The sequence below is a fragment of the Streptomyces dangxiongensis genome (genome assembly GCF_003675325.1).
GTDB lineage: Bacteria > Actinomycetota > Actinomycetes > Streptomycetales > Streptomycetaceae > Streptomyces > Streptomyces dangxiongensis.
Map to the genome: position 1 here is coordinate 2,753,264 of NZ_CP033073.1, position 24,210 is coordinate 2,777,473.

A 24,210-nucleotide genomic window follows, 5' to 3' on the forward strand; every position below is an offset into this window, starting at 1 on the left:
CCGTGGCCCCCCGTGATCGTGGGCCCACACCTATGCAACTTACTCACGGTTTACTCGGTTCCCGATTCCGGCCGGGAACGAGAGAGGATTGTGACCATGTCCAACACTCCCATGGCAGCGAGCCCGCTCACCCGGGCCGTACTCGAGATCGACGAGTACGCCTCCGGCCTCGGCTGGGACCAGCCCGCCCGCCTCTTCGCCCTCGTCGACACCGCACGACTGCGGGTCCAGGAACCCGCGCTCGCGGCCCAGCTCGGCCTCCAGGACGAGCCCCAGACCACCGGTCTCACCCCGATCGAGCAGGACGAGATCCCGTCCGGCAAGCCGCTGGACGAGTTCCTCGGCACCATCGCCTGGCCCGACGCCGTCGTCGGCTGCGCGCTCACGGTGGAGCGCCTGATGCTGCCGCCGTCCGCCGAGGCCCAGGTCCCGTCCGGTCTGGACGAGGCCGGGCTGACCAGGTGGGTGGCCCAGCACCCCGAGCGTCAGGAGGTCCGCATGACGGTGGCGGTGCAGCGCGACGGCAGCCGCGAGTCGGCGCTGCGTCTGCGCGAGAAGGACTCCCCGACGGAGGTCCTCACCGGCCCCGACCTGGTGCCGGGCCTGGCGGAGGCCCTGGCGGCGACGTTCGCGGACTGACGTCCCGCGGGTGCGGCGAGGGGGGCACCCGTGTGCTCACGGGTGCCCCCCTCCGCGTACCGGGCCCGCTCAGCCCTTGCTGGTGCACGTGGGCAGCGCGGCGGTGTCCTTGCCTCGGATGTCCTTCAGCGCCTCCAGCGCGTCCCCGATCGTTTTGACCTTGACCAGGGTGAGCCCGCTCGGGGTGTCCTTGGCGGCGGCCGCGCAGTTGTCGGCGGGCGTCAGGAAGTACCGCGCGCCCCTGCTGCGCGCGCCGACGGTCTTCATCTCTACGCCGCCGATCGGACCGACCGTGCCGTTGTCGTCGATGGTGCCGGTGCCGGCGACGAACGTGCCGCCGGTGAGGCTGCCCGGGGTGAGCTTGTCGTAGATCCCCAGGGCGAACATCAGTCCGGCACTCGGGCCGCCGACGTCGGCGAGCTTGATGTCGATGGTGAAGGGGAAGGTGTGGTCGGTCCCGGCGGAGATCCCGACGATGGCCCGCTTGGCGCCGCCGTCTGCGGAGCTCGCGGTCGTGAGGGAGACGTCCTTCGTCCCGCTCGCCGTCCTGTGCGCCTTCTCCGCGGCGGCCTTCTCCTTGGCCGGGACGACGGTGAAGACGACGTCCTGACCGGGCTTGTGCTTGGTCACGAGCTTGGCGACGTCGGCCGGCTGCTTCACCGCCGTGCCGTCGACGGCCTTGATCACGTCACCGGCGTGCAGCCTGCCCTCCGCCGGGGAGCCCTTGACGACGGTGGAGACGATCACCCAGGACTTCACCGGGACGCCCAGCTTCTTCAGAGCGGCCACCTTGGCGCTCTCCTGGGACTGGCTGAACTCCTCGGCGTTCTCCTGGGTCGACTGCTCCTCCGTCTTGCCGTCCGGGTAGAGCGTGTCGTGCGGGACGATCTTGCTGTCGCGCGCCAGCCAGCCGTGGACGGCTTCCACCAGGTTCATCCGGAAGTCGGCGCTGGTGACCCGGACGGTGGTCATGTTCAGGTGACCGTCCGTCGGATAGGTCGTGTGCCCGGAGATCTGGAGCACCGGCTCGCCGTCGTGCTCCCCGAGCGTGTTCACGGTCGGGCCGGGAGACATCTCCGCGTACGGCACGGGGATGAGCACTCCCGCGCACAGGAGCGCGATCAGCATCAGGGTGGAGGCGAGCATCGTCGCGGTGCGGCGTGGCATGGCACGACAGTACGGGACGGCCCTGTCAGCGCACCGTCAGGGCACCCCTGTCACGCCTAGCCCGCGCCCGTGTGGGAGCGCTCCATCGCCTCGCGGAACCGAGCGTAACCGTCCAGCTCAGGCCCGTCACTGCGCGCCTTGCGCGTCCGATTGGCCCAACTGCCCCACAGGCCGCCGCCGACCGCGGCCACCAGCGGGATCAGCAGCCAGACAAGGACCGCCACGCCGACCTCCCGTACCCATGAGCGTCCGCAACTGACTGATCAGCAGATTAACCATCCGCAGGGACAACGCTCACGCGAGGGTGCCGGTTACGCAACAGGATGCGCCGGACGTGACGGCGATCGGGGGACCGGCCGCCGCCGAACGGGGGTCAGCAGGCGCCGACCCACTCCTCGGTGCCGTCCGAGAAACTCTGGTGCTTCCAGATCGGCACCTCGTGCTTGAGGTCGTCGATCAGCTCCCGGCAGGCGTCGAAGGCCTCCGCGCGGTGCGGGCAGGCCACGGCGACGACGACGGCGAGGTCCCCGACCCTGAGGTCGCCCACCCGGTGGACTGCGGCCAGCGCCCGCACGGGGTGGCCGGCGACGACCTTCTCGGCGATCCGCCGCATCTCGGCTTCCGCGCTGGGATGGCACGAGTAGCCGAGGGCGTCGACGTCGGCGCCGCCGTCGTGGTTGCGCACGGTTCCCACGAACAGCGCGACACCCCCGGCCGCGTCGTCCCCGACGGCCCGGAAGACCTCGTCCACGGAGAGCGCGGTCTCCCGGATGCCGATCAGCCTGATGGGATCCGGGGCGGCCTGCTCACCGGGATGGTCGTTCGTGTGCGCCATGCCCCCATCGTGCCGCACACACCGGACATCGGGGAATGCGAGATTCACCCGTCACACGCGCGGGCCCCTTGGATGCTCCTACAGGGTGCTCAGGGGGCGCATCCCTCCGGCGGGGTCCGCGGGGCGGTTCGCCCCACGCTCACACCCGCCGCCGTGCCTTCCGGGCCCGCCGTACGACAGCCGCCGCGCCGAGCAGGGCCACCGTCGCGCCCGCGGCGCCCGCGGCCGTCGCGTCCTTGCGCCCCAGCCGCCGTCCGGCCACCGTGTGCCGCCCGGACACCTCCTCCAGGAGCTGCGCGAGCACCTCCTCGTTGTTCCATTTCGGCCGCCACCCGGCGTCGTGCAGCCGGCTCCCGCTGACCACCCAGGGATACATCGTGTACGCCAGGTCCCCCGCCGGGGACGGGGTGAGTCCGATCCGGTGCAGCCGGGCCGCCGCGCCGAGCGCGACCGCCGACGGCAGCTCCATCCGCCGGATCCCGCTCAGCTCCTCGACCTCCTCCTGCTCCAGCCACCCGTCGCAGCCGACGGCCAGCTCCCCGTCGACCTTCTCCAGGACGGCGTACTCCAGGGCGCTGCACAGATCCTCGACATGGCAGAACTGCCACGCGGGCCGCGACCCGGCGACGACGAGCAGCCTCGGCGACTCGAAATACCTGGTCAGCGCGGTGTCCGTGCCGCCGACGAGGACGGCCGGCCGCACCACGGTGACGTTCAGTCCCGGATGCGCGCGCGGAGCACGCCGGGCCAGCCGTTCGATCTCCAGCAGGTCCCCGACCCCGGTCGCCTCCGCGGTGGCCCGCAGCTCGGCGTCCTCCGACAGCGGCAGCTCGTTGTCCGGCAGCGCGCCGTAGACCATCGCCGAGGTGCACAGCACCACCCGGTGCACCCCGGCCGCCGCGGCGGCGGTCAGGACGGTCTGCGTCCCCCGGACGTTGTAAGCCGTGCGCGCCGCCGCATCGGTCTCCAGATCGATGTCGAGCGCGAGGTGGACGACCACGTCGGCGCCCCGCAGCTTGTCCGCGATCGCGGGATCGCGGACGTCGAGGATGTGCCACTGCGCGTCGGCGCACTCGCCGCGCCGCTCGTCGATGGCGAGGACCTGTCTGATCTCCGCGGACGCGGCGAGCCGCTCGGTGAGCAGGGCGCCGACCCCGCCGGCGGCGCCGGTCACCGCGACGACGGGCCCGCGCACGGCGGGAGGGGTTGAGGGGTTTCGCGCTGCGCGAACCTGTGGATCTGGGGAACTCACCGGGCGTCTCCAGCGGTTGTCTTCAGTACGGGCGCGACTGACGCGTACGTACCAGGTGCATCCATCCTGCCGCAGGCCTTCCGTGGGCCGAGCACCGAGGCCCGATCGGGTTCGGGTGTCTACGCTGGGTGGTGTCGGGCAGCCGCGCCGCCGGAGCGAAACCGGCGGCCTTACCAGCCGAGGAATCCTGTGAGTGACACCCCATTCGGTTTCGGCCTTCCGCCGGAGGAGCCGGAGGACGGCGACGAGGGCGAGAAGAAGGACCAGCAGAGCGGTGGTGGGCAGGGACCGGCCAATCCGTTCGGTTTCGGCGACCTGCCCGGAGCCGGAGGCTTTGGCGGCCCCGGCGCCGACAACCCGCTCGCGGCCATGTTCGGTTCCCTGAACCCCACCGACCTGGGCGCGGCCTTCCAGCAGCTCGGCCAGATGCTCTCGTACGAGGGCGGCCCGGTGAACTGGGACATGGCCAAGCAGATCGCCCGCCAGACGGTCTCCCAGGGCACGCCGGACGGCACGAAGGACGCCAGCGTCGGCCCGGCCGAGCGCAGGGCGGTCGAGGAAGCCGTCCGCCTGGCCGACCTGTGGCTGGACGACGCCACGTCCCTGCCGTCGGGCTCCGCCTCGGCGGTGGCCTGGTCGCGCGCGGAGTGGGTCGAGGCGACCCTGCCCGCCTGGAAGGAGCTGGTGGACCCGGTCGCCGAGCGCGTCGGCGCGGCCATGGGCGACGTCCTGCCGGAGGAGATGCAGGCCATGGCGGGCCCGCTGATCGGCATGATGCGCTCGATGGGCGGCGCCATGTTCGGCACGCAGATCGGGCAGGCCGTCGGCGTGCTCGCGGGCGAGGTCGTCGGTTCGACCGACGTCGGCCTGCCGCTGGGCCCGTCCGGCCGGGCCGCCCTGCTCCCGGCCAACGTGGAGGCGTTCGGCAAGGACCTGGGCGTGCCGCAGGAGGAGGTGCGGCTGTACCTGGCCCTGCGGGAGGCCGCCCACCAGCGCCTGTTCGCGCACGTGCCGTGGCTGCGCTCGCACCTGTTCGGCGCGGTCGACGGCTACGCGCGCGGGATCAAGGTCGACACGGCCAAGCTGGAGGACGTGGTCGGCCAGTTCGACCCGCAGAACCCCGAGCAGTTGCAGGACGCGCTCCAGCAGGGCATGTTCCAGCCCGAGGACACGCCCGAGCAGAAGGCCGCGCTGGCCCGTCTGGAGACCGCTCTGGCGCTCGTGGAGGGCTGGGTGGACGCGGTGGTCCACGCGGCCGCGAAACCGCGTCTGTCGTCCGCCGACGCCCTGCGCGAGACGCTGCGCCGCCGCCGCGCCACCGGTGGTCCGGCGGAGCAGACGTTCGCGACGCTGATCGGCCTGGAGCTGCGCCCGCGCCGGCTGCGGGACGCCTCCCGCCTGTGGGCCTCGCTCACGGACGCGCGCGGGGTCGACGGCCGGGACGGCCTGTGGGCCCACCCGGACATGCTGCCGACCGCGACCGACCTGGACGACCCGGACGGCTTCGTGCACCGCGAGCAGCTGGACTTCTCCGAGCTGGACAAGATGCTCGGCGAGGCCGCGCACGGCTCGGCGGCCGGCCCCGACCTGCGCAAGAAGGACCACGACGCGAAGGACGACGGCAAGGGCGACGAGGGCAAGGGCGACGACGCGGAGTGAGCCTGTACGACGACGCGGTCCTCGTCCTGAAGGGGTACGAGGGCCAGCCCGAGCTGCGCCAGGCCTATCTGGCGCATCTGGCGGCGCATCCGGACGGCATGTGGAAGGCCTGCCACGCGGGCCACGTCACGGCCAGCGCCCTGGTGATCGACTCCGAGCACGGCCGGGTGCTGCTCACCCTGCACCGGAAGCTGCGGATGTGGCTCCAGATGGGCGGCCACTGCGAACCGGGCGACGCCACGCTGCGGGAGGCGGCCCTGCGGGAGGCGGCCGAGGAGTCCGGCATCGCCGGGCTGACGCCGCTGCCCGGCGGCCCGGTGCGCCTGGACCGGCATCCGATCCCCGCGCCGTGCCACTGGCACTTCGACGTGCAGTACGCGGTGCTGGCCCCGCCCGGCGCGGTGCACGAGATCAGCGACGAGTCGCTCGACCTGCGCTGGTACGCCTACGACGAGGTGGCGGGCGTGGCGGACGAGTCGGTCGTGCGCCTGCTGGACGCCGCCCGCGCCAGGCTCTGACGTGGTGCGGGGGTGACCGCCGTGGCGGTCGCCCCCCGTGCCCGTCGCGGCTCAGCTCCAGGCGTTCCCCTGGTTCTGGCCGCGCGCCCCCTGCTGCCCCATGCCGAACTGGGCGGCGAGACCCTGTCCGATCTGGGCGTTCTGCGGCGGCAGCAACTCGCTGGGCTGGACGAGCGCGAACCCGGACCCCATGAAGCTCAGCTCCCAGCCCTCACCCGTGCCGCCGCGCCGGCGCCACACCCCGGAGGAGTGCGTCTGGGCCTGCATCTGCACCCGCAGCCCGGTCGACCAGGCCACGATCGCGTCGGCGTCACAGTTGACGTACGTCTCGGGCGTGACCCGCATCAGCAGGGGCGCCCCCGACGTCATCAGGGCCACCTTGCCGCGCCCGGTGATGTTGAGCTGGTACTTCCCGGAGCCGGAGATGCCGTAGAGGCTGTCGACGGCGATGACCTCGTGGTGCAGCGAGGAGTCCATGGCGAGGACGTAGGAGCTGTCGACGGTCAGCCCGTCCTGCTCGACGTCCATGATGTGCACGCGTTGGGCGAGGTTGGCCAGGTAGACGGTGCCCTGCCCGTGGCAGCGCATCAGGTCCAGGCCCTCGCCGGTGTACGCACGCGCGCGTGCCTGGCCGTTGGCGCGGTACTCGGCGTCGAACTCGACCAGGCCCTGGTAGGCGACCATGGTGCCCTTGCGGGCGAGGATGTCGTCGTGGCCCTCCAGGGTGAGCCGGAGCATCTGTGTGTTCTGTAGGCTCCAGCGTTCCTGCGTCTGGGAATCGTTGTGCGCGAAAAGCGGACTCTGCATGGCGTTCTCTGACTCCCCCTCAGCCCCGGAACCGAAGCCGGTCGGTGCTGTCCTCGCTGGGCTGGACGACGACGATGCCCTGGCCGGAGAAGGCCATCTGATAGGCCTCACCGCTGCCCCGGCCGATCAGCGACTGCGCCTTGAAGCTGCGCTTGCCCTTCACCTTCAGGTTCGGCGACCAGGCGACGAGCGCGTCCGGGTCGACGTACGTCTCGTCCTCTCCGCCACCGCAGTCCACGACGATCGGCTTGCCGCGGGAGGTCAGCGCGACCCAGCCCTGCCCGGAGATCCTGGTGTTCCACAGGCCCTGCCCGGCGAACTTGGCGAGCCCCTTCACCCGCTCGACGCCCCAGGTGAGGTGCGCGTCGAAGGCGAGGAGGTTGGTGGCGTTGACGGAGATGCCGTCACCGTTGAGATTGATCACGACGACGTCGGCGCCGTAGTCGGCGAGATAGAGGAGGCCGTCGCCGGAGCACTTCATCAGCGGCGCGCCCTCACCGGTTACCCAGTCACGGGCGATCTGGCGGACGGCCGGCGGGTTGGGCTCGTACTGGACGAACCCCTCGTAGGCGACCATCGACCCCACGCGCGCGAGGAGGTCGTTCCCGGTCTGCAGGGCGACCTTCAGCATGTGACTGCCGTGGTTCTCCATGCGGGCGGTGACGGGTGCGGGGGCGAAGCCCGCGAGCGGCTGGTTCATGACGGGCTCCCTCAGACCTCGTACGGCTGGACGACGATGAAGTTGCCGGGCGCGCCCCGGAACTGGAGGTTGACGCCCTCACCGGTGTCGCCCGGGTAGGCGTTGCGGCGCATCCGGACCTGGCTGGAGACGATGACCTGGGAGGCGGCCGACCAGGCGACGACGGCGTTGCAGTCGGCGAAGGTGGTCGGCGTGACCGGCAGCACCACGGGCGTGCCGTGCGTCTTGACGACGATCGTGCCGGTGCCCTGGAACTGCATCGTGAACAGCGCGCCGCCCGGGATGCCGTGGCCCTCGACGCGACGGACCTCGTACTGGAGGCTCTCGTCGAAGGCGAGGACGTTCTCGGCCGACACGCAGATGGCGTCGCCCTGCAGTTCGACGGGGTGCAGATGGGTGGAGTTGTCGGCGAGGAACACCTGGCCCTGGCCGGTGCAGCGCATCAACTGCATCTCCTGGCCGGTGGCGTTGCCGACGATCCGCCCGGCGAAACCGGCGCCCTTGTAGCCGAAGTCGACCTTGCCCTGGTAGAGCACCATGCTGCCCTGCCGGGCCAGCACGGGCTGGCCGCCGATGCCGAGGTCGACGCGGATCAGCTTCTTGTTCTGCTGCGTCCAGCGCTGCCCGGTCGGCGTCTCCTTGAACGCCTGGAGCGCGGCCGTCACCCCGGCGCCGCCCTGGGGGGCGCCCTGCGGCACTCCGTAGGGGGCGGCCTGCTGTCCGGGGACCTGGCCGTAGCCGGGCGGCATGGGCGGGGCCGGCCGGCCGGCGTGGGGACCCGGCTGGCCGCCGTAGCCCGGGGGCAACGGCGCGCCGGGCCCGCCGCCGTACGACGGCTGCTGGGACGGCTGGCCGTAGGACGCGGGGGCCGGTCCGGGTGCGGGGGCCGGCGGTGGCACGGTGCCGACGGCGGGCGGGGTCATCGGGGCGATGACCGTCGGCGCGCCGTGCATGTTCGGGGCGGGCGCCGGTGCCGGTGCCGGAGTGTGGCCGGGCGGTGGGGCGAAGCCCTGCGGGGCGGGCGCCGGGGCGGGCTCGAAGGCCGGTGCGGGGGCCTGGCCGGGGGCGGGTGCGGCCGGGGCGCCGAACGCGGGCGGGGCCGTGGCCTGGGCGGGCGGGGCGAAACCGGGGGTCGCGCCGGGCTGCGGCTGCTGCGGGGCGGCGGGAGCCTCCTCCTCGGCCACCTCGCCGCCGAAGTTCTTCAGCAGCGCCTCCAGACCGCCGTCGAAGCCCTGCCCGACGGCGGCGAACCGCCATCCGTCCTTGAAGTAGAAGTCACCGAGCATCACGGCCCGCTCGGTGGAGAACTCCGCGCCGCTGAAGGAGTACCGCGCGACCTCCTCGCCGCCCGCCACGATCCGCAGATAACCGGGCGCGACCTGCGACATCTGCCCGGCACCGTCGATGGTCGCCGTGAAGGACAGCTTCCGGATGTGCGCGGGGACACGGTCGAGCGTGACCCGGAACGACTCCGTGTCGCCCGCCTGGGTGCCCAGCAGTTGAACGGACTCCTCCGGCGACTTCGGCTGGTTGAAGAAGACGAAGTACCGGTCGTCCGAGAGACGCTCGTCGGCGTCCAGGCCGAAGCAGCTGATGTCGAAGGACAGCCCCGGGGCGGAGATCTGCACGCCTACGTACAGATCGGTGCCCGCCGTGAGGTCACTGATCCTGGCCTTGTGGCCGCGTTGGAATTCCCTGGCCATGCGTTACGACCGTCCCCCATCCCGAATGTGAGTGCGTCGCGCCAGGCTAACGGCAAAGACCGACAACGGCTCCGGGCGGCCGTCGTCGGTACGAACCCGGTACACAACCGCGGCCCGGCCGCTCACACGTCCGGGCTCAGTCCTCCCGCTCGCCCAGCGCGCCGGGCACGTGCGGCAGCCGTCCGGCGGCGACGACCCCTTCGAGGTAGCCGCGGGCCCGCTCGGTACGCGGATAGGCCTCCAGCAGCCGCCAGAAGTCGGGCCCGTGACCGGGGACGAGCAGGTGCGCCAGCTCGTGGCAGAGCACGTAGTCGACGACGTAGTCCGGCATCCCCTGCAAGCGGTGCGAGAGCCGGATACTGCCCTCGGCGGGGGTGCACGAGCCCCAGCGGGTGTTCTGGTTGGTGACCCAGCGCACGGAGGCGGGCCGGGCGCGGCCGGCGAAGAACTGGGCCGACAGCCGTTCCGCACGCTCGCCCAGCTCGGCGTCGCCGAACACCCGCTTGCTTTCCTGAGCAGCGAGTTTGTCGAGCATGACGGTCACCCAGCGCTGCTCCTCCGCCTTCGACATCCGGGCGGGGATCAGCACGATGGTCCGATCGCCCTCGCGGTACGCGGAGACGGTCCGGCGGCGCCGGGCACTCCTGCGGACCTCGATCGCGTTCGCCCCCGGGCCACCGGGCGGCTGGCTCGTCGTGCTGCGCGGTGGCGTTCCGGCGGTGTGCAGGGGGTCGGCGGACACGCCCCGACGTTACCCGGTGCACAGGGGCAAAGTCCCGGCTCCGGGACGGTTCGCTGCCGATCCCCACCATGTGTTTGATTCGTACGACCGGTCCGCCGGTCCGCCGGTCCGGCTCGCACCGGTTCGGCCGGCTGCCGGACGTGCCGCTCGTCCCAGCCTGTTGGCATGTTCCTGATTTGTACGACGAACTCCTCGGCCTGTGGACAACCGTCGGCGCCCGGTGCGCCGGGCCGGGCATGCTGACAGGCGTCGGCGGAGCGCGACCGGTTCCGCCGGCAGGACGGACACCGCGGAAGTCCCGTGGGTGTCAGAACGGGAACGGGGGGCCGGGCATGCATCCGGTGATGAAGCCCGCGCTGCGGCGCGGCTGGCGTGATCTCAACACGGTGCAGTTCGGGATGACCCCGGCGCACGCGCTGACGCTCGGCCCGGTGGCCACGGCGACGGGCAGCTTCCTGGAACTGCTCGACGGCACCCGGGGCCTGCCACTGCTGCGCGAGGAGGGCCGACGCATGGACGTGCCGGACGGCCATGTCGACGCGCTGGTGGAGCGGCTGACCCGCGCGGGCCTCGTCGACGACGCGCGCGGTGGCGGGCCGGAGCGGACGCCCTGCGGGAGAGGACGGACGTCCTGGAGCGCCTGCGGCCCGACCTCGCCTCGCTGTCCCTGACCACACCCGAACCGGGCGGCGCGCTGGCCCGTCTCGCCGCCCGGCGGGCCCGGCGGGTACAGGTGCGGGGCGCCGGCCGGGTCGGCGCCCTGCTGGCGTCGGTGCTGTCGGGGGCCGGCGTCGGCGAGGTCGACGTGCGGGACGTGGGGCGCGTGGAGCCGTGGGACGTGTCGCCGGGCGGGCTGCCCGCCGAGTCGCTCGGCACCCGCCGGGACGCGGCGGCGCGCGCCGCCGTCCGCCGCGCGGCACCGGACCATCCGCCGCGCCGTACTCCCTCCCCAGGGTCCGGCGCCGAGGAGCCCGGTCTCTCCCTGGTGATCCTCGCGCCGAGGGACGACGTCGCCGTGCACGCACCGGACCCGTTCACCGCCGAACCGCTCATGGCCTCCGGCACCCCTCATCTGTACGCGGGCGTGGTGGAGGGCACGGGCGTCGTCGGTCCGCTCGTGCTGCCCGGCGAGTCGGGCTGCGCCCGCTGTCTGCACGAGGACCGCACGGACCGGGACCCCGTCTGGCCCCGGTTGGTCGCCCAGTGGCGCTCGGGCAGGGCCCGCCGGGTCGGGGCCTGTGATCTGGCGCTGGCCACGACGGTCGCCGGCCTCGCCGCATCGCACGCCCTGGCCTTCCTCGACGGGGAGTCGCCGTCCTGCGTGGGAGCCCGCTGGGAGGTCTCCGTACCCGGCCTGAACTGGCACGCCCGACCGGTGCGGCCACATTCCGCATGCGGCTGCGGAGCCGCGGAGAGCGCAAAAAGGGAGGACTCCTCAACCATCGAGGCACCACGCGCGACAATGGCGGTGCAACGGCCGTCGACGGAACACCGACGCGTGGCAGGCGCGGCGCGGCCGACTGGGACCTGGAGGGCGCATGTCTGATCTTCCCCGCAAGGCGGTCACCCGGACCGCCAAGCTCGCCGCGCTCCCGCTCGGCTTCGCCGGCCGGGCGACCTGGGGGCTGGGCAAACGGATCGTGGGCGAGTCCGCGGAGATCGTCGGCCGTGAGCTGCAGCAGCGGACGGCGGACCAGCTCTTCAAGGTGCTCGGTGAGCTGAAGGGCGGCGCCATGAAGTTCGGGCAGGCCATGTCCGTCTTCGAGTCGGCGCTGCCCGAGGAGATCGCCGGCCCCTACCGCACGGCCCTCACCAAGCTCCAGGAGGCCGCGCCGCCGATGCCGACCCGCACGGTGCACGCGGTGCTCCAGGAGCGGCTGGGACCGGACTGGCGCGACCTGTTCGAGGAGTTCGAGGACAAGCCCGCCGCCGCGGCGTCCATCGGGCAGGTGCACCGGGCGGTGTGGCACGACGGCCGCGAGGTCGCGGTCAAGGTGCAGTACCCCGGCGCCGGCGAGGCCCTGCTGTCCGACCTGGGGCAGCTCAGCCGTTTCGCCCGGCTGCTGGGCCCGCTCATCCCGGGCATGGACATCAAGCCGCTGATCGCGGAGCTGAGGGACCGCGTCTCCGAGGAACTGGACTACGGGCTGGAGGCCCAGGCCCAGACCGCGCACGCCGAGGAGTTCGCGGACGACCCGGACGTGGTGGTCCCTGCGGTGGTGCACCAGTGCGAGCAGGTCCTGGTGACCGAGTGGATCGACGGCATCCCCCTGTCGGAGATCATCACGGACGGCACCCCGGAGCAGCGCGACCGGGCCGGCCAGCTCCTGGCCCGCTTCCTGTTCTCCGGTCCGGCCCGCACCGGGCTGCTGCACGCCGACCCGCACCCCGGCAACTTCCGGCTGCTGCCCGGCGGCCCCGCAGGCGAGGACGACTGGCGCCTCGGGGTCCTGGACTTCGGCACGGTCGACCGGCTCCCCGGTGGTCTGCCGCTGACGATCGGGGTCTCGTTGCGGTTCACGCTGGACGGCGACGCCGAGTCGGTCTACGAACTGCTGCGCGCGGAAGGGTTCGTGAAGGAGACCATAGACCTGGACCCCGACGCGGTCCTCGACTACCTGCTGCCGATCATCGAACCGGCCCGGGTCGATGCGTTCACCTTCACCCGCTCGTGGATGCGCGGCCAGGCCGCGCGCATCGCCGACCCGCGCTCCCCGGCCTACCAGCTCGGCAAGCAGCTCAACCTGCCGCCGGCCTATCTGCTGATACACCGGGTGACCCTGAGCACGATCGGCGTGCTGTGCCAACTGGGCGCCACGGTACGGCTGCGGCAGGAACTGGTGGAGTGGCTGCCGGGCTTCGTGGCCGACGACCCGTCCGAGGAGGAGAAGCCGGCAGCCGGGGCGTGAGCCCCGAGCCCATCGGCCTCGGCACGAACCCCCGGACCCCGGTCCCGCGCTGACGCACCCCGTCACACGGCGTCGGGGCAGGGGCTGGGTCGGGCCGGGCGTGGCGGGGCTCGGCCGGGCCGACGAGTGTGGTCGGTCTCGTCGGCGCCGGCATGCTCACCCCCGTACGGCTCCCGCGCGCGCCCGTACGGCTCCTGCGCGTCTGGTCACCACCAGGCCGAGTCCAGCCGTCCCTCGATGGCCCGCAGGTTCTCGCGGGAGCAGGCGTCGCAGAAGTACTGCCGGACGCCGTTCTCCACGGAGCAGGTCCAGGTCGCCGGCTGGGGGCCGTCGGACGGGATGCCGCAGCGGGCGCACACGAGGGGGCTGCGCTCCGCGATGGAGCCGCCCTGATCACTTGCTCCGGGAAGACTCGTCACCCGGCGACGATAACCCCGCTACCGGGACGACGCCGTGCGGAGCGCACCGCGGGGGCCGGTCCGTTCGGCCGGACCGGCCCCCGCGGGAAGGCTTCGCCTCCCCGCACCGGGAGGCCGCCGCTTCTGGAGCTGTGCTCGTTACTGCATGACGGCCATGGCGAGCGCGCGGCGGGCGCGCATCGAGGCGCGCTCGGCCCGGCGCTGCATCCGCCTGGCGGTGGCCAGGCGGATGGCCCGGCGTTCCTGTGCGGCGTCATGAAGCCGCTCGTGCATATGCGCACGAGCCAGGGCTTCTTGCATGAGTTGCATCTCGCGGTTCCTGTTCTGGCGCGCTTCGGTCGCGCCGGTGGTGGTGAAGTCTGGGGTCGCGGAGCCTGTGCGCTCGCTGGTGGACGGCTTCATCGGGGCCTGCTTCTTGGGGTCGTGCGTGAGGGGACGGTCGATCGTTCCTGCGATGTTCATGCTGTGACCGGGTTCTTCCGCGGGCGGCCACGCGGGCGCTTCCGGGCGACGACGACGCCCTGGACGAACAGCTCGCCACCCCAGACGCCCCAGGGCTCACGCCGCTCCTTGGCGCCGGCGAGGCAGGCCTCCATCAGCGGGCAGGTGCGGCAGAGGGACTTGGCGTACTCGACATCGGCCGGCGACTCGGCGAAGAAGACCTCCGGGTCGTACGAACGGCAGGGAACGGGTACGCCGAGGTTCTCGATGGCGTCGTCGAGCGCGGTGAGCGCGGTGAGGGGGATCAAGGCGGAGTCCTCCGTGAGGCCGGGCGGGGGGATCGTTTGCGAAGGCGGTACGGACGGGGCGTGCGCTTCGAGTTGCACGATTGGTCTTCCTCGTCTGGTCGGTCCGGCCTGTTGACCGGGTGTCGGCTGGGTACCGGGTTCTTTCCTTGCCCCGAGGCCCCTTCGCTCCGTCCTCCCCGTTCGGGGCAAACAGAAGGGCCGCGGATCCCTGATGGGGTTCCGCGGCCCTGAAGGCGCCGGCCTGATCGACGATCAGGCTGGATCACTCCAGGGTTCTGGCCCACGGAAGGCCCACATCAGGTGGTACTGCTTCGTCTGCTTCCGCAGTCCGGCACCGGCCGCCGCAAAGGCATAGGCATGCGCCTGTGCCGTTACCGCTTCCAGTGCCTTGGTCGGTCGCTCATTGCGCTCACGGACGGGAAGTCCCGTGAGGGCAGAGGAGGACGCCGGACGCGCGGCACGGATGCCGGACAGACCGGTGCCCTGGTCCGAGGCGCCGAGCATGCACGTGGAGACGGCCGAGCGATCGGTCAGTTTGGCCGCGCTGACGGTGGTGCTGATGTTGATGCTGATCACTTCGACTCGCCTCCTCTCGGCGTCTCTGGGACTGGGATGAACCAGTCCGTTGGGGTATGCAAGTACAGCACGGAGCCGGCGCCTTCGAAAAGGCCGCGGTTTCCGTGCCTAGAACCTATGGGGATTGCCGGGGCATGTGCAAACTATTTTTCCGACGAGTTCGCATCAGTCGTCCGGACCGCCCTCGCCGGGCTCCTGGCCTGCGCAGATCGCCAGAACATCGGCCCCGTAGCTGCGCAGCTTGCGGCTGAGGACGCCGGGGATGCGGGACAGCTCGGCCGGGCTCTTCGGGCATGCCTCGGCGATGGCCATCAGGGTCCGGTCGGTGAAGACGCAGAAGTCCGGCTGCCCGCTGCGCCCGGCCTGGACGGCGCGCCATTCCCGGAGCCGCTCGTAGAGCCCCTCGTCCATGTCCGAGGGACAGTCCTCGCAGCGCATCAGCTTCATCTCGCCGGCGTCGGTGAGTGTGCGGCCGCAGACCCGGCAGCGGGCCGGGGTGCGCTGGGCGCGGCGCTGAACCGGGGCGGCGCCGCCTCCGGCTCCCCGCTCGACACTTCCGCCGGCACCGGTGCCCGCGGGGCCGACGGTGGCGGTGGTGCCGGGGCGCAGCCCGTCGAGGAAGCGGCTCGGTCTGCGGTGGGGGCGTCCACCGGGTGAGCGGGACAGAGACCAGGAGATGTGGAGCCGCTCCCGGGCGCGGGTGACGCCGACGTAGAGGAGGCGGCGTTCCTCCTCTACCTGCTCGTCGGTTCTGGCGTAGGTGATGGGGAGCATGCCCTCGGCGACGCCGACCAGGAAGACGACATCCCACTCCAGGCCCTTGGCGGCGTGCAGGGAGGCGAGGGTGACGCCCTGGACGGTCGGGGCGTGCTGGGCGTTCGCCCGCTCGTCCAGTTCCGCGACGAAGTCGGCGAGGGCGGCGCCCGGTCTGGCGGCGGCGAGGTCGTGGGCGAGGCTGACCAGGGCGGCCAGGGATTCCCAGCGCTCCCTGACGGCGCCGGAGCCGGCCGGGGGCTCGCTGCTCCAGCCCTCGCCCGAGAGGACGGCGCGCACCTGGGAGGGCAGGTCCACGACATCGTCCAGGAGGGAGTCGTTGCCGCCGAAGCGGGCCGCGCCGCGCAGCGCGATGCCGGCCTTGCGCACCTCGGGCCGGTCGAAGAAACGCTCGGCGCCGCGTAGCTGGTAGGGGACGCCGGCGTCGGCGAGAGCCTGTTCGTAGGTCTCGGACTGGGAGTTCGTGCGGAACAGGACGGCGATCTCGGCGGCCGGGACGCCCGCGTCGATCAGCTCGCGGATGCGGCGGGCGGCGCCCTCGGCCTCGGCGGGCTCGTCCGTGTACTCGGTGTGGACGGGCTCGGGTCCCGGGGGGCGCTGGGAGACGAGTTCCAGCCGGTGGTCGGCGGCGCGACCGCGGGCCTGGGCGAGCAGGCCGTTGGCGAGGCGGACCACCTGGGGGGTGGAGCGGTAGTCGCGGACCAGTTTCACGACGGTGGCGCCGGGGTGCCGGGTGCGGAAGTCGAGGAGGTGGTCGGGCGTTGCACCTGTGAACGAGTAGATCGTCTGACTGGCGTCGCCGACGACGCACAGGTTGTCGCGGTCGCCGAGCCACAGGTCCAGCAGCCGCTGCTGGAGGGGGCTGACGTCCTGGTACTCGTCCACGACGAAGTGCTGGTACTGCGCGCGGACCTGTTCGGCGATGTCGCGACGGTCCTGGAGGACGGCGACCGTCAGCAGCAGGACGTCCTCGAAGTCGATCAGCGAGCGGTCGCGTTTGAGGTCCTCGTAGGCCGCGTAGAGGTGGGCGATCTCGGCGGGGTCGCGGGGGGCCTCGCGGCCGGCCTTGGCAGCCGCGTACGGATAGTCGGTGGGCACGGTCTGGGTGACCTTCGACCATTCGATCTCGCCGGTCACGTCCCGCAGCTCGTTCCGGTCGAGCCGGGTGCCCAGGGCGGCGGCCGCGTCGGCGACGAGCTGGACCTTGCGGTCGACGAGCCGCGGCAGGGAACCACCGATCGCTTTCGGCCAGAAGTACTGGAGCTGACGCAGGGCGGCGGAGTGGAAGGTGCGGGCCTGGACCCCCTGGGCGCCGAGCTGGCGCAGCCGGCCGCGCATCTCTCCGGCGGCGCGGTTGGTGAAGGTGACGGCGAGCACGCTGGACGGCGGCAGGATGCCGGCGCGCACCCCGTAGGCGATGCGGTGGGTGATCGCGCGGGTCTTGCCCGTGCCCGCCCCGGCCAGCACGCACACCGGTCCGTGCAGGGCCATGGCGACCTCCCGCTGCTCGGGGTCGAGCCCTTCGAGCACCGCGTCGGCCGAGTCCGGTACCTGCGGGAAAAAGGTGGAGTGCGTTGCTGCTGTCACACCGCCATGCTGCCAGGTCGCCCGGGACGGCTGTGCCGGTTGTCCACAGGCGTGGGCAGGCAGTCGTACTGATACGCAGGCGTCATCGCGGGTGTCCCGGGGCTGCGGGCCTGGCAGTCGGCACGGCCGGGGGCGCGGCGGGCTGTGCGGCCGGCGCGGCCGGGTGTGGCGGGCCTCACCGGCGGTGGACGCGCGACGCGTGGGACGGAGGACGACGGAAGCGGCGGACGGGTTCTGTGCTTGTATCCGTGCGGTAGGCGCGCGTACCCGGGCGGGAATGGCGGCCCGGGCCGGTGCGTTCTCCCTCCCGACGACGTTTTCCGAGCGGCCTGAGGAGCGCGAGACATGCAGGGCACTGTGACGATGTACAGCACGACGTGGTGCGGTTACTGCCGGCGGCTGAAGAGCCAGATGGACCGCGAGGGCATCGCGTACAGCGAGATCAACATCGAGCAGGACCCCAAGTCCGCCGCTTTCGTGGAGAAGGCGAACGGCGGCAACCAGACGGTCCCGACGGTTCTGGTGGTTCCCGCACAGGGCGGCTCCGAGGTCGTCATGACGAACCCGAGCCTTGCCCAGGTGAAGCAGGCGCTTGGCGTCTGACTCACCTGACGCACACGACCCCCGACCGGCCTGGCGCCGGATCGGGGGTTTCGTATGCCCAGCCCGTATGAGGCGGCTTGGCGGTAGCGTGATCGACATGACGGCCGAGGACGACGCGGACTGCGAGGCGCTGGTCGGAGGCATGGTGAACGCGGGGGCGGTCTTCCGCCGGGGTGCGTCGGTGGAACGCCCGGCACGCCCGACAGGGCGGCCCCGATCGCTCCGGGGCCGCCCTGTCGTGTGTCGTCCCTCACCGGGTGGCGCGGCTCAGACGAAGCCGCGCGTCGGCAGGGGCCTGCCGTACCACATCTCGATCAGGCGGGCCGCGATCGAGATGCCGTAGGGCGGCAGCACCTCGCCGGACTCGAAGGCCGCGTGCAGCTCCTCGCGGGAGAACCAGCGGGCCTCGTGGATCTCGTCCCCGTCCACCTCGATCTCGGTGGACGTGGCGCGGGCCATGAAGCCGAGCATCAGGCTGGACGGGAACGGCCAGGGCTGGCTGGCGACGTACTCGACCGGGCCGACGGTGATGCCGGCCTCCTCGAACACCTCACGGCGTACCGTCTCTGCTCGATCGACTCACCGGGCTCGACGAAGCCGGCGAGCGTGGAGAAGCGGCCCTCGGGCCAGTGGACCTGGCGGCCGAGCAGTATGCGGTCGTCCTCGTCGATCACGGCCATGATCACGGCGGGGTCGGTGCGCGGGTAGTGCTCGGCACCACAGGCCTGGCAGCGCCGGATGTGGCCGGCGGCTGCGATGACCGTGCGCTCACCGCAGCGGGAGCAGAAGCGGTGGGTGCGCTGCCAGTTCTCCAGGCCGACCGCGTGCACCATGAGCCCGGCGTCCCGCGGCGACAGCAGCAGGCCGGCCTCGCGCGCAGCCCCGCGGGGCGCGCCGACTGGTCGATGCGGCCGGGCAGCGCGTCCTTCTGGAGGGCGAAGTAGCTGACGCCGTCCTCGTCGTTGCCCAGGAAGTAGCGGTGCGCCTCGGTGAGCGGCGCCTCGAAGGAGGGCGTCATGACGAGTTCGGTCCGGCCGTCCGGGGTCTCGTCGATGAGTACCTGGCCGCCGGAGACCACGAAACACCGGGTCGTGGGGTGGCTCCACGCCGCCGCGAGCCAGGCCTCGTCCAGCCGGTGGTGGGCGGCGCGGTCGATGCCGCTCGGGGCGGTCAGCGAGATGGGTCGGTCGGCTGTGTGGTCGGTCCAGGTGGTCACGGGTGGTTCCACTCCCCCAGAGCAGCAGCGGTTCGTTCGGCGGGCGGTTCGGCGGGACGTAGGGCGGAGGGCACCGGGCCGGGCGCGGGCGGGGCGGGCGGGGCAGTCCTTCCAGTGTGCCCCGCACGCGGTGGCCTGCCGTGCGGCCCCGGCCGGTCAGGGTGCGGGACGCCAGTTCTCGGCGAGGTCACCCCACAGGTACGCGCTGGTCTCGACGCCTTTGAGGAGAAGGTCCAGCTCCACCTTCTCGTTGGGTGCGTGCCAGCCGTCGGAGGGGACGGAGATGCCCAGGAAGAGCACGGGGGCGCCGAGGACTTCCTGGAGGTCGGCGGCGGGCCCGGAGCCGCCCTCGCGGGTGAAGCGGACCGGTTGCTGGAAGGCGCGGCCCATGGCACGGGCCAGGGACCGCAGCGCGGGGTGGCCGAGCGGGGTCAGGCACGGGCGTGTGCCCGAGCCGAACTCGATCTCGCACCGGATCCCGGCGGGCACCTGTCCGGCGGCCCAGTCCCGGACGATCTTCTCGATGCGGCCGGGATCCTGGCCGGCGACCAGCCGGAAGGACAGCTTCACCATGGCCGCGGATGGGATGATCGTCTTGCTGCCGGGGCCCTGGTAGCCGCCGCCGATGCCGTTGACCTCCGCGGTCGGGCGGGCCCAGATGCGCTCCAGGGTGGTGTGACCGGCCTCGCCGTGAGCCGCGTGGGACCTGGCGGTGCGCAGCCAGCGCTCCTCGTCGAAGGGCAGCTCGGCGAAGAGTTCGCGCTCGCGGTCGGTCAGTTCCACCATGCCGTCGTAGAAGCCGGGTATCGCCACGCGCGCGTGCTCGTCGTGGAGGGCGGCGACCAGGCGGGCGGCGGCGGTGGCCGGGTTGGGCACGGCACCGCCGAAGGAGCCGGAGTGGATGTCCTGGTCGGGGCCGTACAGCCGGATCTCGCACTCGGCGAGGCCGCGCATTCCGGTGCAGACGGTCGGGGTGTCCTCCGACCACATGCCGGTGTCGGAGACGATCACGGCGTCGGCGGCGAGCCGCCCGGCCCGCTCCTCCACCAGCGCCCGGAAGTGCGGGGAGCCGGACTCCTCCTCGCCCTCGATGAGCAGCTTGAGGTGGACGGCGGGGGCGGTGCGGCCGGTGGCGGCGAGATGGGCGCGGACACCGAGTGTGTGGAAGAACACCTGGCCCTTGTCGTCGGCGGCCCCGCGCGCGTAGAGGCGGTTTCCGCGGACGACCGGCTCGAAGGGGTCGCTGTCCCAGCCGTCCTCGCGGGCGGCGGGCTGCACGTCGTGGTGGCCGTAGACGAGGACCGTGGGCGCTTCCGGGTCGTCCGAGGGCCACTCGGCGAAGACGGCCGGCGCGCCCGGGGTCTGCCAGACCTCGGCGGTCGGGAAGCCGGTCTCCAGGAGCTTGGCGGCGAGCCAGTCGGCGCTGAGCCGTACGTCGGGCGCGTGATCGGGCTGGGCCGACACGGAGGGGATGCGCAGCCATGCGGTGAGGTCGTCGAGGAAGGCGACGCGCTGCTGCTCGATGTACGCGCGGACGGCGCTGTCCGGGGTCTGGCTCATGCTCACGAGCCTATCCGCCCGCACCGACATCGTCGGCGGGGGTTCGTCACACTCAGCTCGCCTACGGTGTGCTCTCCGTCTCCCCGGTGAGCAGCCGCTCCAGCGCGGCCCGGTCCGGCAGGCCCTCGGGGCGTACGACCTCGCCGCCGCGCACGTACAGGAAGGCCGCCGTGACGGACTCGGGCGGCACGCCCTGCTGCTCGGCCCAGGCGAGCCGGTAGACGGCGAGCTGTAGCGGGTCGGCGGTACGGGTGCGGCTGGTCTTCCAGTCCACGATCTCGTACGTCGTCCCTTCGCCTTCGCCGTTCTTGTAGACGGCGTCGATGCGGCCCCGCACGACGCGGCCGGCCAGGGTGAGCTGGAAGGGCGCCTCGACCCGGTAGGGGGTGCGCCGGGCGTACCCGGTGCGTTCGAAGGCCTCCTTCAGGGCTTCGAGGTCGCGTTCGTCGGCGATCTCGGCGTCGCTGCCGGGCAGCTCCTCCGGTTCCAGCAGGGGCAGCGTCAGCTCCTCGAAGCGGGCTTCCACCCGGGCGTGGAACCGGGTGCCCCGGCGCGCGGCCGGTTGCGGGGGGCGCGGCATGGGGCGCGCGAGCTCCTGTGCGAGCCCGTCCGGGTCCTCGGCGAGCCGCAGCAACTGGGTGGCGGTGAGCGTGGCGGGCAGGGGGACGTCCGTGACGGCCTGCCGGGCGCGCAGAAGCTCTCCGGCGAGTGCGTCCAGGTCGCGGTCCCAGGAGGCGATGGTGCGGGCCTCCTCCGGCGTGAGCGACGCGGCGCGCGGCGACTCACGCAGGCGCGCGCGGGGGTGGTCCGGCGGGGCGGACGCCTGGTGCGGCACCGTCGGCCGCTCGGCGCTCCAGGAGTCCCAGCCGGTGCCGGCCGAGGAGGCCTGGCCGGGGACGGGTTCGTCCGGGACGGATACGTCGTACGGGAAGTCCGGCTCGTGGAGGAAGTCGTCCTCAGGGGGGAAGGCCGCATCGCCCAGGGCACCCTCGTACGGCTCTTCGTCGCAGGGCCCTTCCTCGTAGGGCTCCTGCTCGTACGGCCCTTGCTCGTAGGGCTCCTGCTCGTAGGGCGCTCCGCCTCGGCCGTAGGGCTCTTCGTCGGACCGGTGCCCGCCGCCGGGTTCCTCGCCGTGCGGGTCGGCCGGTGGGGCGGGCCAGTCGGGGTCCTCGGCGTCCGCGGGATCGTGCGGGGCCGGCCGGCGGCTCGCGGGCTCGGCGGCGAGGGTGTCCAGGTGGGCCAGGACGGTCTCGGCGGCGGCTCGGCGGCGGGCCAGGGCGCCGGCGTCGAGCGGGAGCGGCCACACCTGGTCGGCGGTGGCCGCGTGCAGGGCCGGGTTCTCCTCGCCCTCGGCGGGCTCGTCCGCCCACGCCTCGATCTCGCCGTGTCCGGCGGCGCAGTGGTCGTACAGGGCCTGGAGGAAGACGGACGGGCCGCGCGGCTTCTTCTGGCTCGGCCCCCACCAGTGGCCGGAACCGAGCAGGAGGGAACGGGGGCGCGTGAAGGTGACGTAGCCGAGGCGGAGTTCCTCGGTGTGCTGGTGGTCCTTCATGGCCTCGTGGAAGGCCTTCATGCCCCGGGAGTCCCAGGAGTCGATGTCGGGCAGGGTGTCGCGGTCGCCGCGCAGCGCGTGCGGGAGCACCTTGGCCTGGGCGGTCCACTTCTCCCGGCCCTGGGCGCTGGGGAAGGTACCGGTCACCAGTCCGGGGACGGCCACGACGTCCCACTCCAGGCCCTTGGACTTGTGCGCGGTGAGCACCTTGACGGTGTTCTCGCCGCCGGGCAGGGCGTTGTCCAGGCCCTTCTCGTACTGGGCGGCGGTGCGCAGGAAGCCCAGGAAGGCGAGGAGGGTGGCCTCGCCGTCGCTCGCGGCGAAGGAGGCGGCGATGTCCAGGAAGTTGGACAGGGTCTCGCGGCGGCGGGCGGCCAGCGCGTGCGGGGACGCGGACAGCTCCACCTCCAGGCCGGTGACGGCCAGCACGCGGTGCAGGACGTCCATCAGCGGGTCGGACAGCGAGCGGCGCAGGTCGCGCAGTTCGGTGGCCAGCCGGGCGAAGCGCACGCGCGCGTCCGGCGAGAACGGCAGCCCGTCGTCGGCACGCTCGCCGAAGGCACCGGCCGCCGGCGTCTCGAGGAAGGTGTCCAGGGCGTCCGCGAGCGATATCACCTCGGCCGGGTCGATACCCTCCACGGCGGCGGCGAGCCGGCGGTCGGGGTCGTCGGCGCCTTCCACGCGCGCGTGAGCGACCAGCAGGCGGGCGCGGCGGCCCAGCAGGGCGAGGTCGCGGGGGCCGATGCGCCAGCGCGGCCCGGTCAGCAGGCGCACCAGGGAGGCGTTGGCGCCGGGGTCCTGGAGGACCTCGCAGACGGCGACGAGGTCGGCGATCTCGGGCAGGTGCAGCAGCCCGGACAGCCCGACCACCTCGACGGGGATGTCACGGGCGACGAGGGCGCCCTGGATCTCGGCGAAGTCGGTCGCGGTCCGGCACAGTACGGCGATCTCACCGGGAGGCGTGCCGGTGCGGACGAGGTGGGCGAGGGAGTCGGCGATCCAGTCGATCTCCTCGGCGTGCGTGGGCAGCAGGGCGCAGCGGACCGTGCCGTCGTACTCGGCGCCGGGGGCCGGGCGGAGTGCCTCCACGCCCGCGTGCAGGGCGCGCAGTGGCTCGGCGAGGTCGTTGGCGAGGTCGAGGAGGTGCCCGCCGCTGCGGCGGTTCTCGCTGAGCGCCTGCCGGGTGGCGGGCCGCCCGTCGGCGTGGGCGAAGTGTTCGGGGAAGTCGTCCAGGTTGGCGACGGAGGCGCCGCGCCAGCCGTAGATGGCCTGGCAGGGGTCGCCGACCGCGGTCACCGGGTGGCCGGTGCCGCCGCCGAAGAGGCCCGCCAGCAGGACGCGCTGGGCGACGGAGGTGTCCTGGTACTCGTCCAGGAGCACGACGCGGAACTCCTCGCGCAGCAGGCGGCCCACCCCGGGGATGCCGGCGAGGCGGGCCGACAGGGCGATCTGGTCGCCGAAGTCGAGCAGGTCACGCTCGCGCTTGGCGGCTCGGTAGCGCCGGACGAGGTCGGCGAGTTCCCGGCGGGCCGCGGCCGTGTCGGGGACCTTGCGCAGGTCGGCGTTGGTGAGCTTGGCGCCGTCCAGGGCGCGCAGCAGATCGGCGTCCCAGGCGCGCGCCCTCTCCGGGTCGACGAGGTGTTCGGCCAGCTCGGAGTCGAGGGTGAGCAGATCGCTGACCAGGTCGGCGAAGGAGCGGGTCAGCGCCGGGTAGGGGCCGGGCGCCTCGCGCAGCACGCGCGCGGCGAGCTGGTAGCGGGTGGCGTCGGCGAGGAGGCGGGAGGTGGGCTCCAGGCCGATGCGCAGGCCGTGATCGGTGAGCAGGCGGCCCGCGAAGGCGTGGTACGTCGAGATGACCGGCTCGCCCGGCGGGTCGTCCGGGTCGATGACGTCCGGGTCGGTGACGCCGGCCGCGATCAGCGCCTTGCGGACGCGTTCGGCCAGCTCGCCGGCGGCCTTGTTGGTGAAGGTCAGGCCGAGGACCTGTTCGGGGGCGACCTGCCCCGTGCCGACCAGCCAGACCACGCGGGCCGCCATCACGGTGGTCTTGCCGGACCCGGCGCCGGCCACGATCACCTGCGGGGCGGGCGGCGCGGTGATGCAGGCCATCTGCTCCGGGGTGAACGGGATGCCGAGGAGCTGCTTGAGCTGCTCGGGGTCGGTGATACGGGCTGGCATGTCGAAAGAGGCTAGCGGCGGCCACTGACAGTCGAGGACGAATCGACCGCCGGGGGCGAGAAAGG

Annotated in this window: 20 protein-coding genes and 2 pseudogenes; 6 read left to right on the forward strand and 16 right to left on the reverse strand. The window is 72.8% G+C overall.

From position 1 onward, the window contains the following. The first annotated feature begins 96 nt into the window (after positions 1-96). Positions 97-639, forward strand: a complete 543-nt coding sequence (locus D9753_RS12055; RefSeq protein ID WP_163010682.1) for a PPA1309 family protein — start codon at positions 97-99, stop codon at positions 637-639. Between the two features lie 69 nt (positions 640-708). Here the strand turns inward: D9753_RS12055 and D9753_RS12060 are convergent, their stop codons facing one another. The 4 genes from D9753_RS12060 to D9753_RS12070 all read right to left on the reverse strand — a co-directional run bounded on the left by D9753_RS12060 (position 709) and on the right by D9753_RS12070 (position 3,893). Then, complete coding sequence (locus D9753_RS12060; RefSeq protein WP_205614129.1) at positions 709-1,806, reverse strand: YlbL family protein; 1,098 nt, start codon at positions 1,804-1,806, stop codon at positions 709-711. Positions 1,807-1,862: 56 nt separating this feature from the next. Next, complete coding sequence (locus D9753_RS36505) at positions 1,863-2,030, reverse strand: hypothetical protein (RefSeq protein WP_163010683.1); 168 nt, start codon at positions 2,028-2,030, stop codon at positions 1,863-1,865. 149 nt (positions 2,031-2,179) lie between these two features. Further along, the gene (locus tag D9753_RS12065) at positions 2,180-2,641 is read right to left on the reverse strand and encodes a molybdenum cofactor biosynthesis protein MoaE (RefSeq protein WP_121787019.1); all 462 of its coding nucleotides are present in this window, start codon (positions 2,639-2,641) and stop codon (positions 2,180-2,182) included. Positions 2,642-2,780: 139 nt separating this feature from the next. Continuing rightward, complete coding sequence (locus tag D9753_RS12070; RefSeq protein WP_121787020.1) at positions 2,781-3,893, reverse strand: SDR family oxidoreductase; 1,113 nt, start codon at positions 3,891-3,893, stop codon at positions 2,781-2,783. 189 nt (positions 3,894-4,082) lie between these two features. Between D9753_RS12070 and D9753_RS12075 the strand changes: the two genes are divergently transcribed. Continuing rightward, positions 4,083-5,552: a zinc-dependent metalloprotease gene (locus D9753_RS12075; RefSeq protein ID WP_121787021.1), complete on the forward strand. Its 1,470-nt coding sequence runs from the start codon at positions 4,083-4,085 to the stop codon at positions 5,550-5,552. Continuing rightward, positions 5,549-6,070 (forward strand): NUDIX hydrolase, encoded by a 522-nt coding sequence (locus D9753_RS12080; RefSeq protein WP_121787022.1) that lies wholly within the window; start codon positions 5,549-5,551, stop codon positions 6,068-6,070. The genes D9753_RS12075 and D9753_RS12080 overlap by 4 nt, the downstream gene beginning before the upstream one ends. Before the next feature lie 51 nt (positions 6,071-6,121). Here D9753_RS12080 and D9753_RS12085 read toward each other — a convergent pair whose 3' ends face one another. The 4 genes from D9753_RS12085 to D9753_RS12100 all read right to left on the reverse strand — a co-directional run bounded on the left by D9753_RS12085 (position 6,122) and on the right by D9753_RS12100 (position 10,022). Beyond that, positions 6,122-6,877, reverse strand: coding sequence for an AIM24 family protein (locus D9753_RS12085; protein WP_121787023.1), 756 nt, complete (start codon positions 6,875-6,877; stop codon positions 6,122-6,124). A 19-nt stretch (positions 6,878-6,896) separates the two neighbouring features. Next, positions 6,897-7,577 (reverse strand): AIM24 family protein, encoded by a 681-nt coding sequence (locus D9753_RS12090; RefSeq protein WP_121787024.1) that lies wholly within the window; start codon positions 7,575-7,577, stop codon positions 6,897-6,899. Positions 7,578-7,588: 11 nt separating this feature from the next. Next, positions 7,589-9,280: a TerD family protein gene (locus D9753_RS12095; RefSeq protein WP_121787025.1), complete on the reverse strand. Its 1,692-nt coding sequence runs from the start codon at positions 9,278-9,280 to the stop codon at positions 7,589-7,591. Positions 9,281-9,416: 136 nt separating this feature from the next. After that, positions 9,417-10,022: a M48 metallopeptidase family protein gene (locus D9753_RS12100; RefSeq protein ID WP_121787026.1), complete on the reverse strand. Its 606-nt coding sequence runs from the start codon at positions 10,020-10,022 to the stop codon at positions 9,417-9,419. A 332-nt stretch (positions 10,023-10,354) separates the two neighbouring features. Here D9753_RS12100 and D9753_RS12105 point away from each other — a divergent pair. Both D9753_RS12105 and D9753_RS12110 read left to right on the forward strand, forming a co-directional pair. Next, positions 10,355-11,568 (forward strand): annotated as a pseudogene (locus D9753_RS12105) (TOMM precursor leader peptide-binding protein). Then, on the forward strand, positions 11,561-12,931 hold the full coding sequence (locus tag D9753_RS12110; RefSeq protein ID WP_121787027.1) for an ABC1 kinase family protein: 1,371 nt from the start codon (positions 11,561-11,563) through the stop codon (positions 12,929-12,931). Before D9753_RS12105 ends, D9753_RS12110 begins: the two are co-directional and overlap by 8 nt. A 206-nt stretch (positions 12,932-13,137) precedes the next feature. Here D9753_RS12110 and D9753_RS36510 read toward each other — a convergent pair whose 3' ends face one another. The 5 genes from D9753_RS36510 to D9753_RS12130 all read right to left on the reverse strand — a co-directional run bounded on the left by D9753_RS36510 (position 13,138) and on the right by D9753_RS12130 (position 17,036). After that, complete coding sequence (locus tag D9753_RS36510; protein ID WP_163010546.1) at positions 13,138-13,350, reverse strand: hypothetical protein; 213 nt, start codon at positions 13,348-13,350, stop codon at positions 13,138-13,140. A gap of 138 nt (positions 13,351-13,488) precedes the next feature. After that, complete coding sequence (locus D9753_RS12115; protein WP_121787028.1) at positions 13,489-13,812, reverse strand: hypothetical protein; 324 nt, start codon at positions 13,810-13,812, stop codon at positions 13,489-13,491. Continuing rightward, complete coding sequence (locus D9753_RS12120) at positions 13,809-14,177, reverse strand: WhiB family transcriptional regulator (RefSeq protein WP_121787029.1); 369 nt, start codon at positions 14,175-14,177, stop codon at positions 13,809-13,811. Before D9753_RS12120 ends, D9753_RS12115 begins: the two co-directional genes overlap by 4 nt. Positions 14,178-14,351: 174 nt before the next feature. Further along, positions 14,352-14,675: a hypothetical protein gene (locus D9753_RS12125; protein WP_121787030.1), complete on the reverse strand. Its 324-nt coding sequence runs from the start codon at positions 14,673-14,675 to the stop codon at positions 14,352-14,354. A 165-nt stretch (positions 14,676-14,840) separates the two neighbouring features. Further along, positions 14,841-17,036: an ATP-dependent DNA helicase UvrD2 gene (locus D9753_RS12130; RefSeq protein WP_276209432.1), complete on the reverse strand. Its 2,196-nt coding sequence runs from the start codon at positions 17,034-17,036 to the stop codon at positions 14,841-14,843. Positions 17,037-17,381: 345 nt separating this feature from the next. Between D9753_RS12130 and D9753_RS12135 the strand changes: the two genes are divergently transcribed. Beyond that, complete coding sequence (locus D9753_RS12135; RefSeq protein WP_121787032.1) at positions 17,382-17,639, forward strand: mycoredoxin; 258 nt, start codon at positions 17,382-17,384, stop codon at positions 17,637-17,639. A 267-nt stretch (positions 17,640-17,906) separates the two neighbouring features. On the opposite strand, the pseudogene nudC reads toward D9753_RS12135, so the two are convergent. The 3 genes and pseudogenes from nudC to D9753_RS12155 form a co-directional block, all read right to left on the reverse strand. Beyond that, positions 17,907-18,855: pseudogene (nudC, locus tag D9753_RS12145) on the reverse strand (NAD(+) diphosphatase). Between the two features lie 156 nt (positions 18,856-19,011). Beyond that, positions 19,012-20,415 carry a dipeptidase gene (locus D9753_RS12150; RefSeq protein WP_121787033.1) on the reverse strand — a complete coding sequence of 468 codons (1,404 nt, stop codon included), beginning with the start codon at positions 20,413-20,415 and terminating at the stop codon, positions 19,012-19,014. A gap of 61 nt (positions 20,416-20,476) precedes the next feature. Further along, positions 20,477-24,145 (reverse strand): ATP-dependent DNA helicase, encoded by a 3,669-nt coding sequence (locus D9753_RS12155; RefSeq protein ID WP_121787034.1) that lies wholly within the window; start codon positions 24,143-24,145, stop codon positions 20,477-20,479. Between the last annotated feature and the right edge of the window lie 65 nt (positions 24,146-24,210).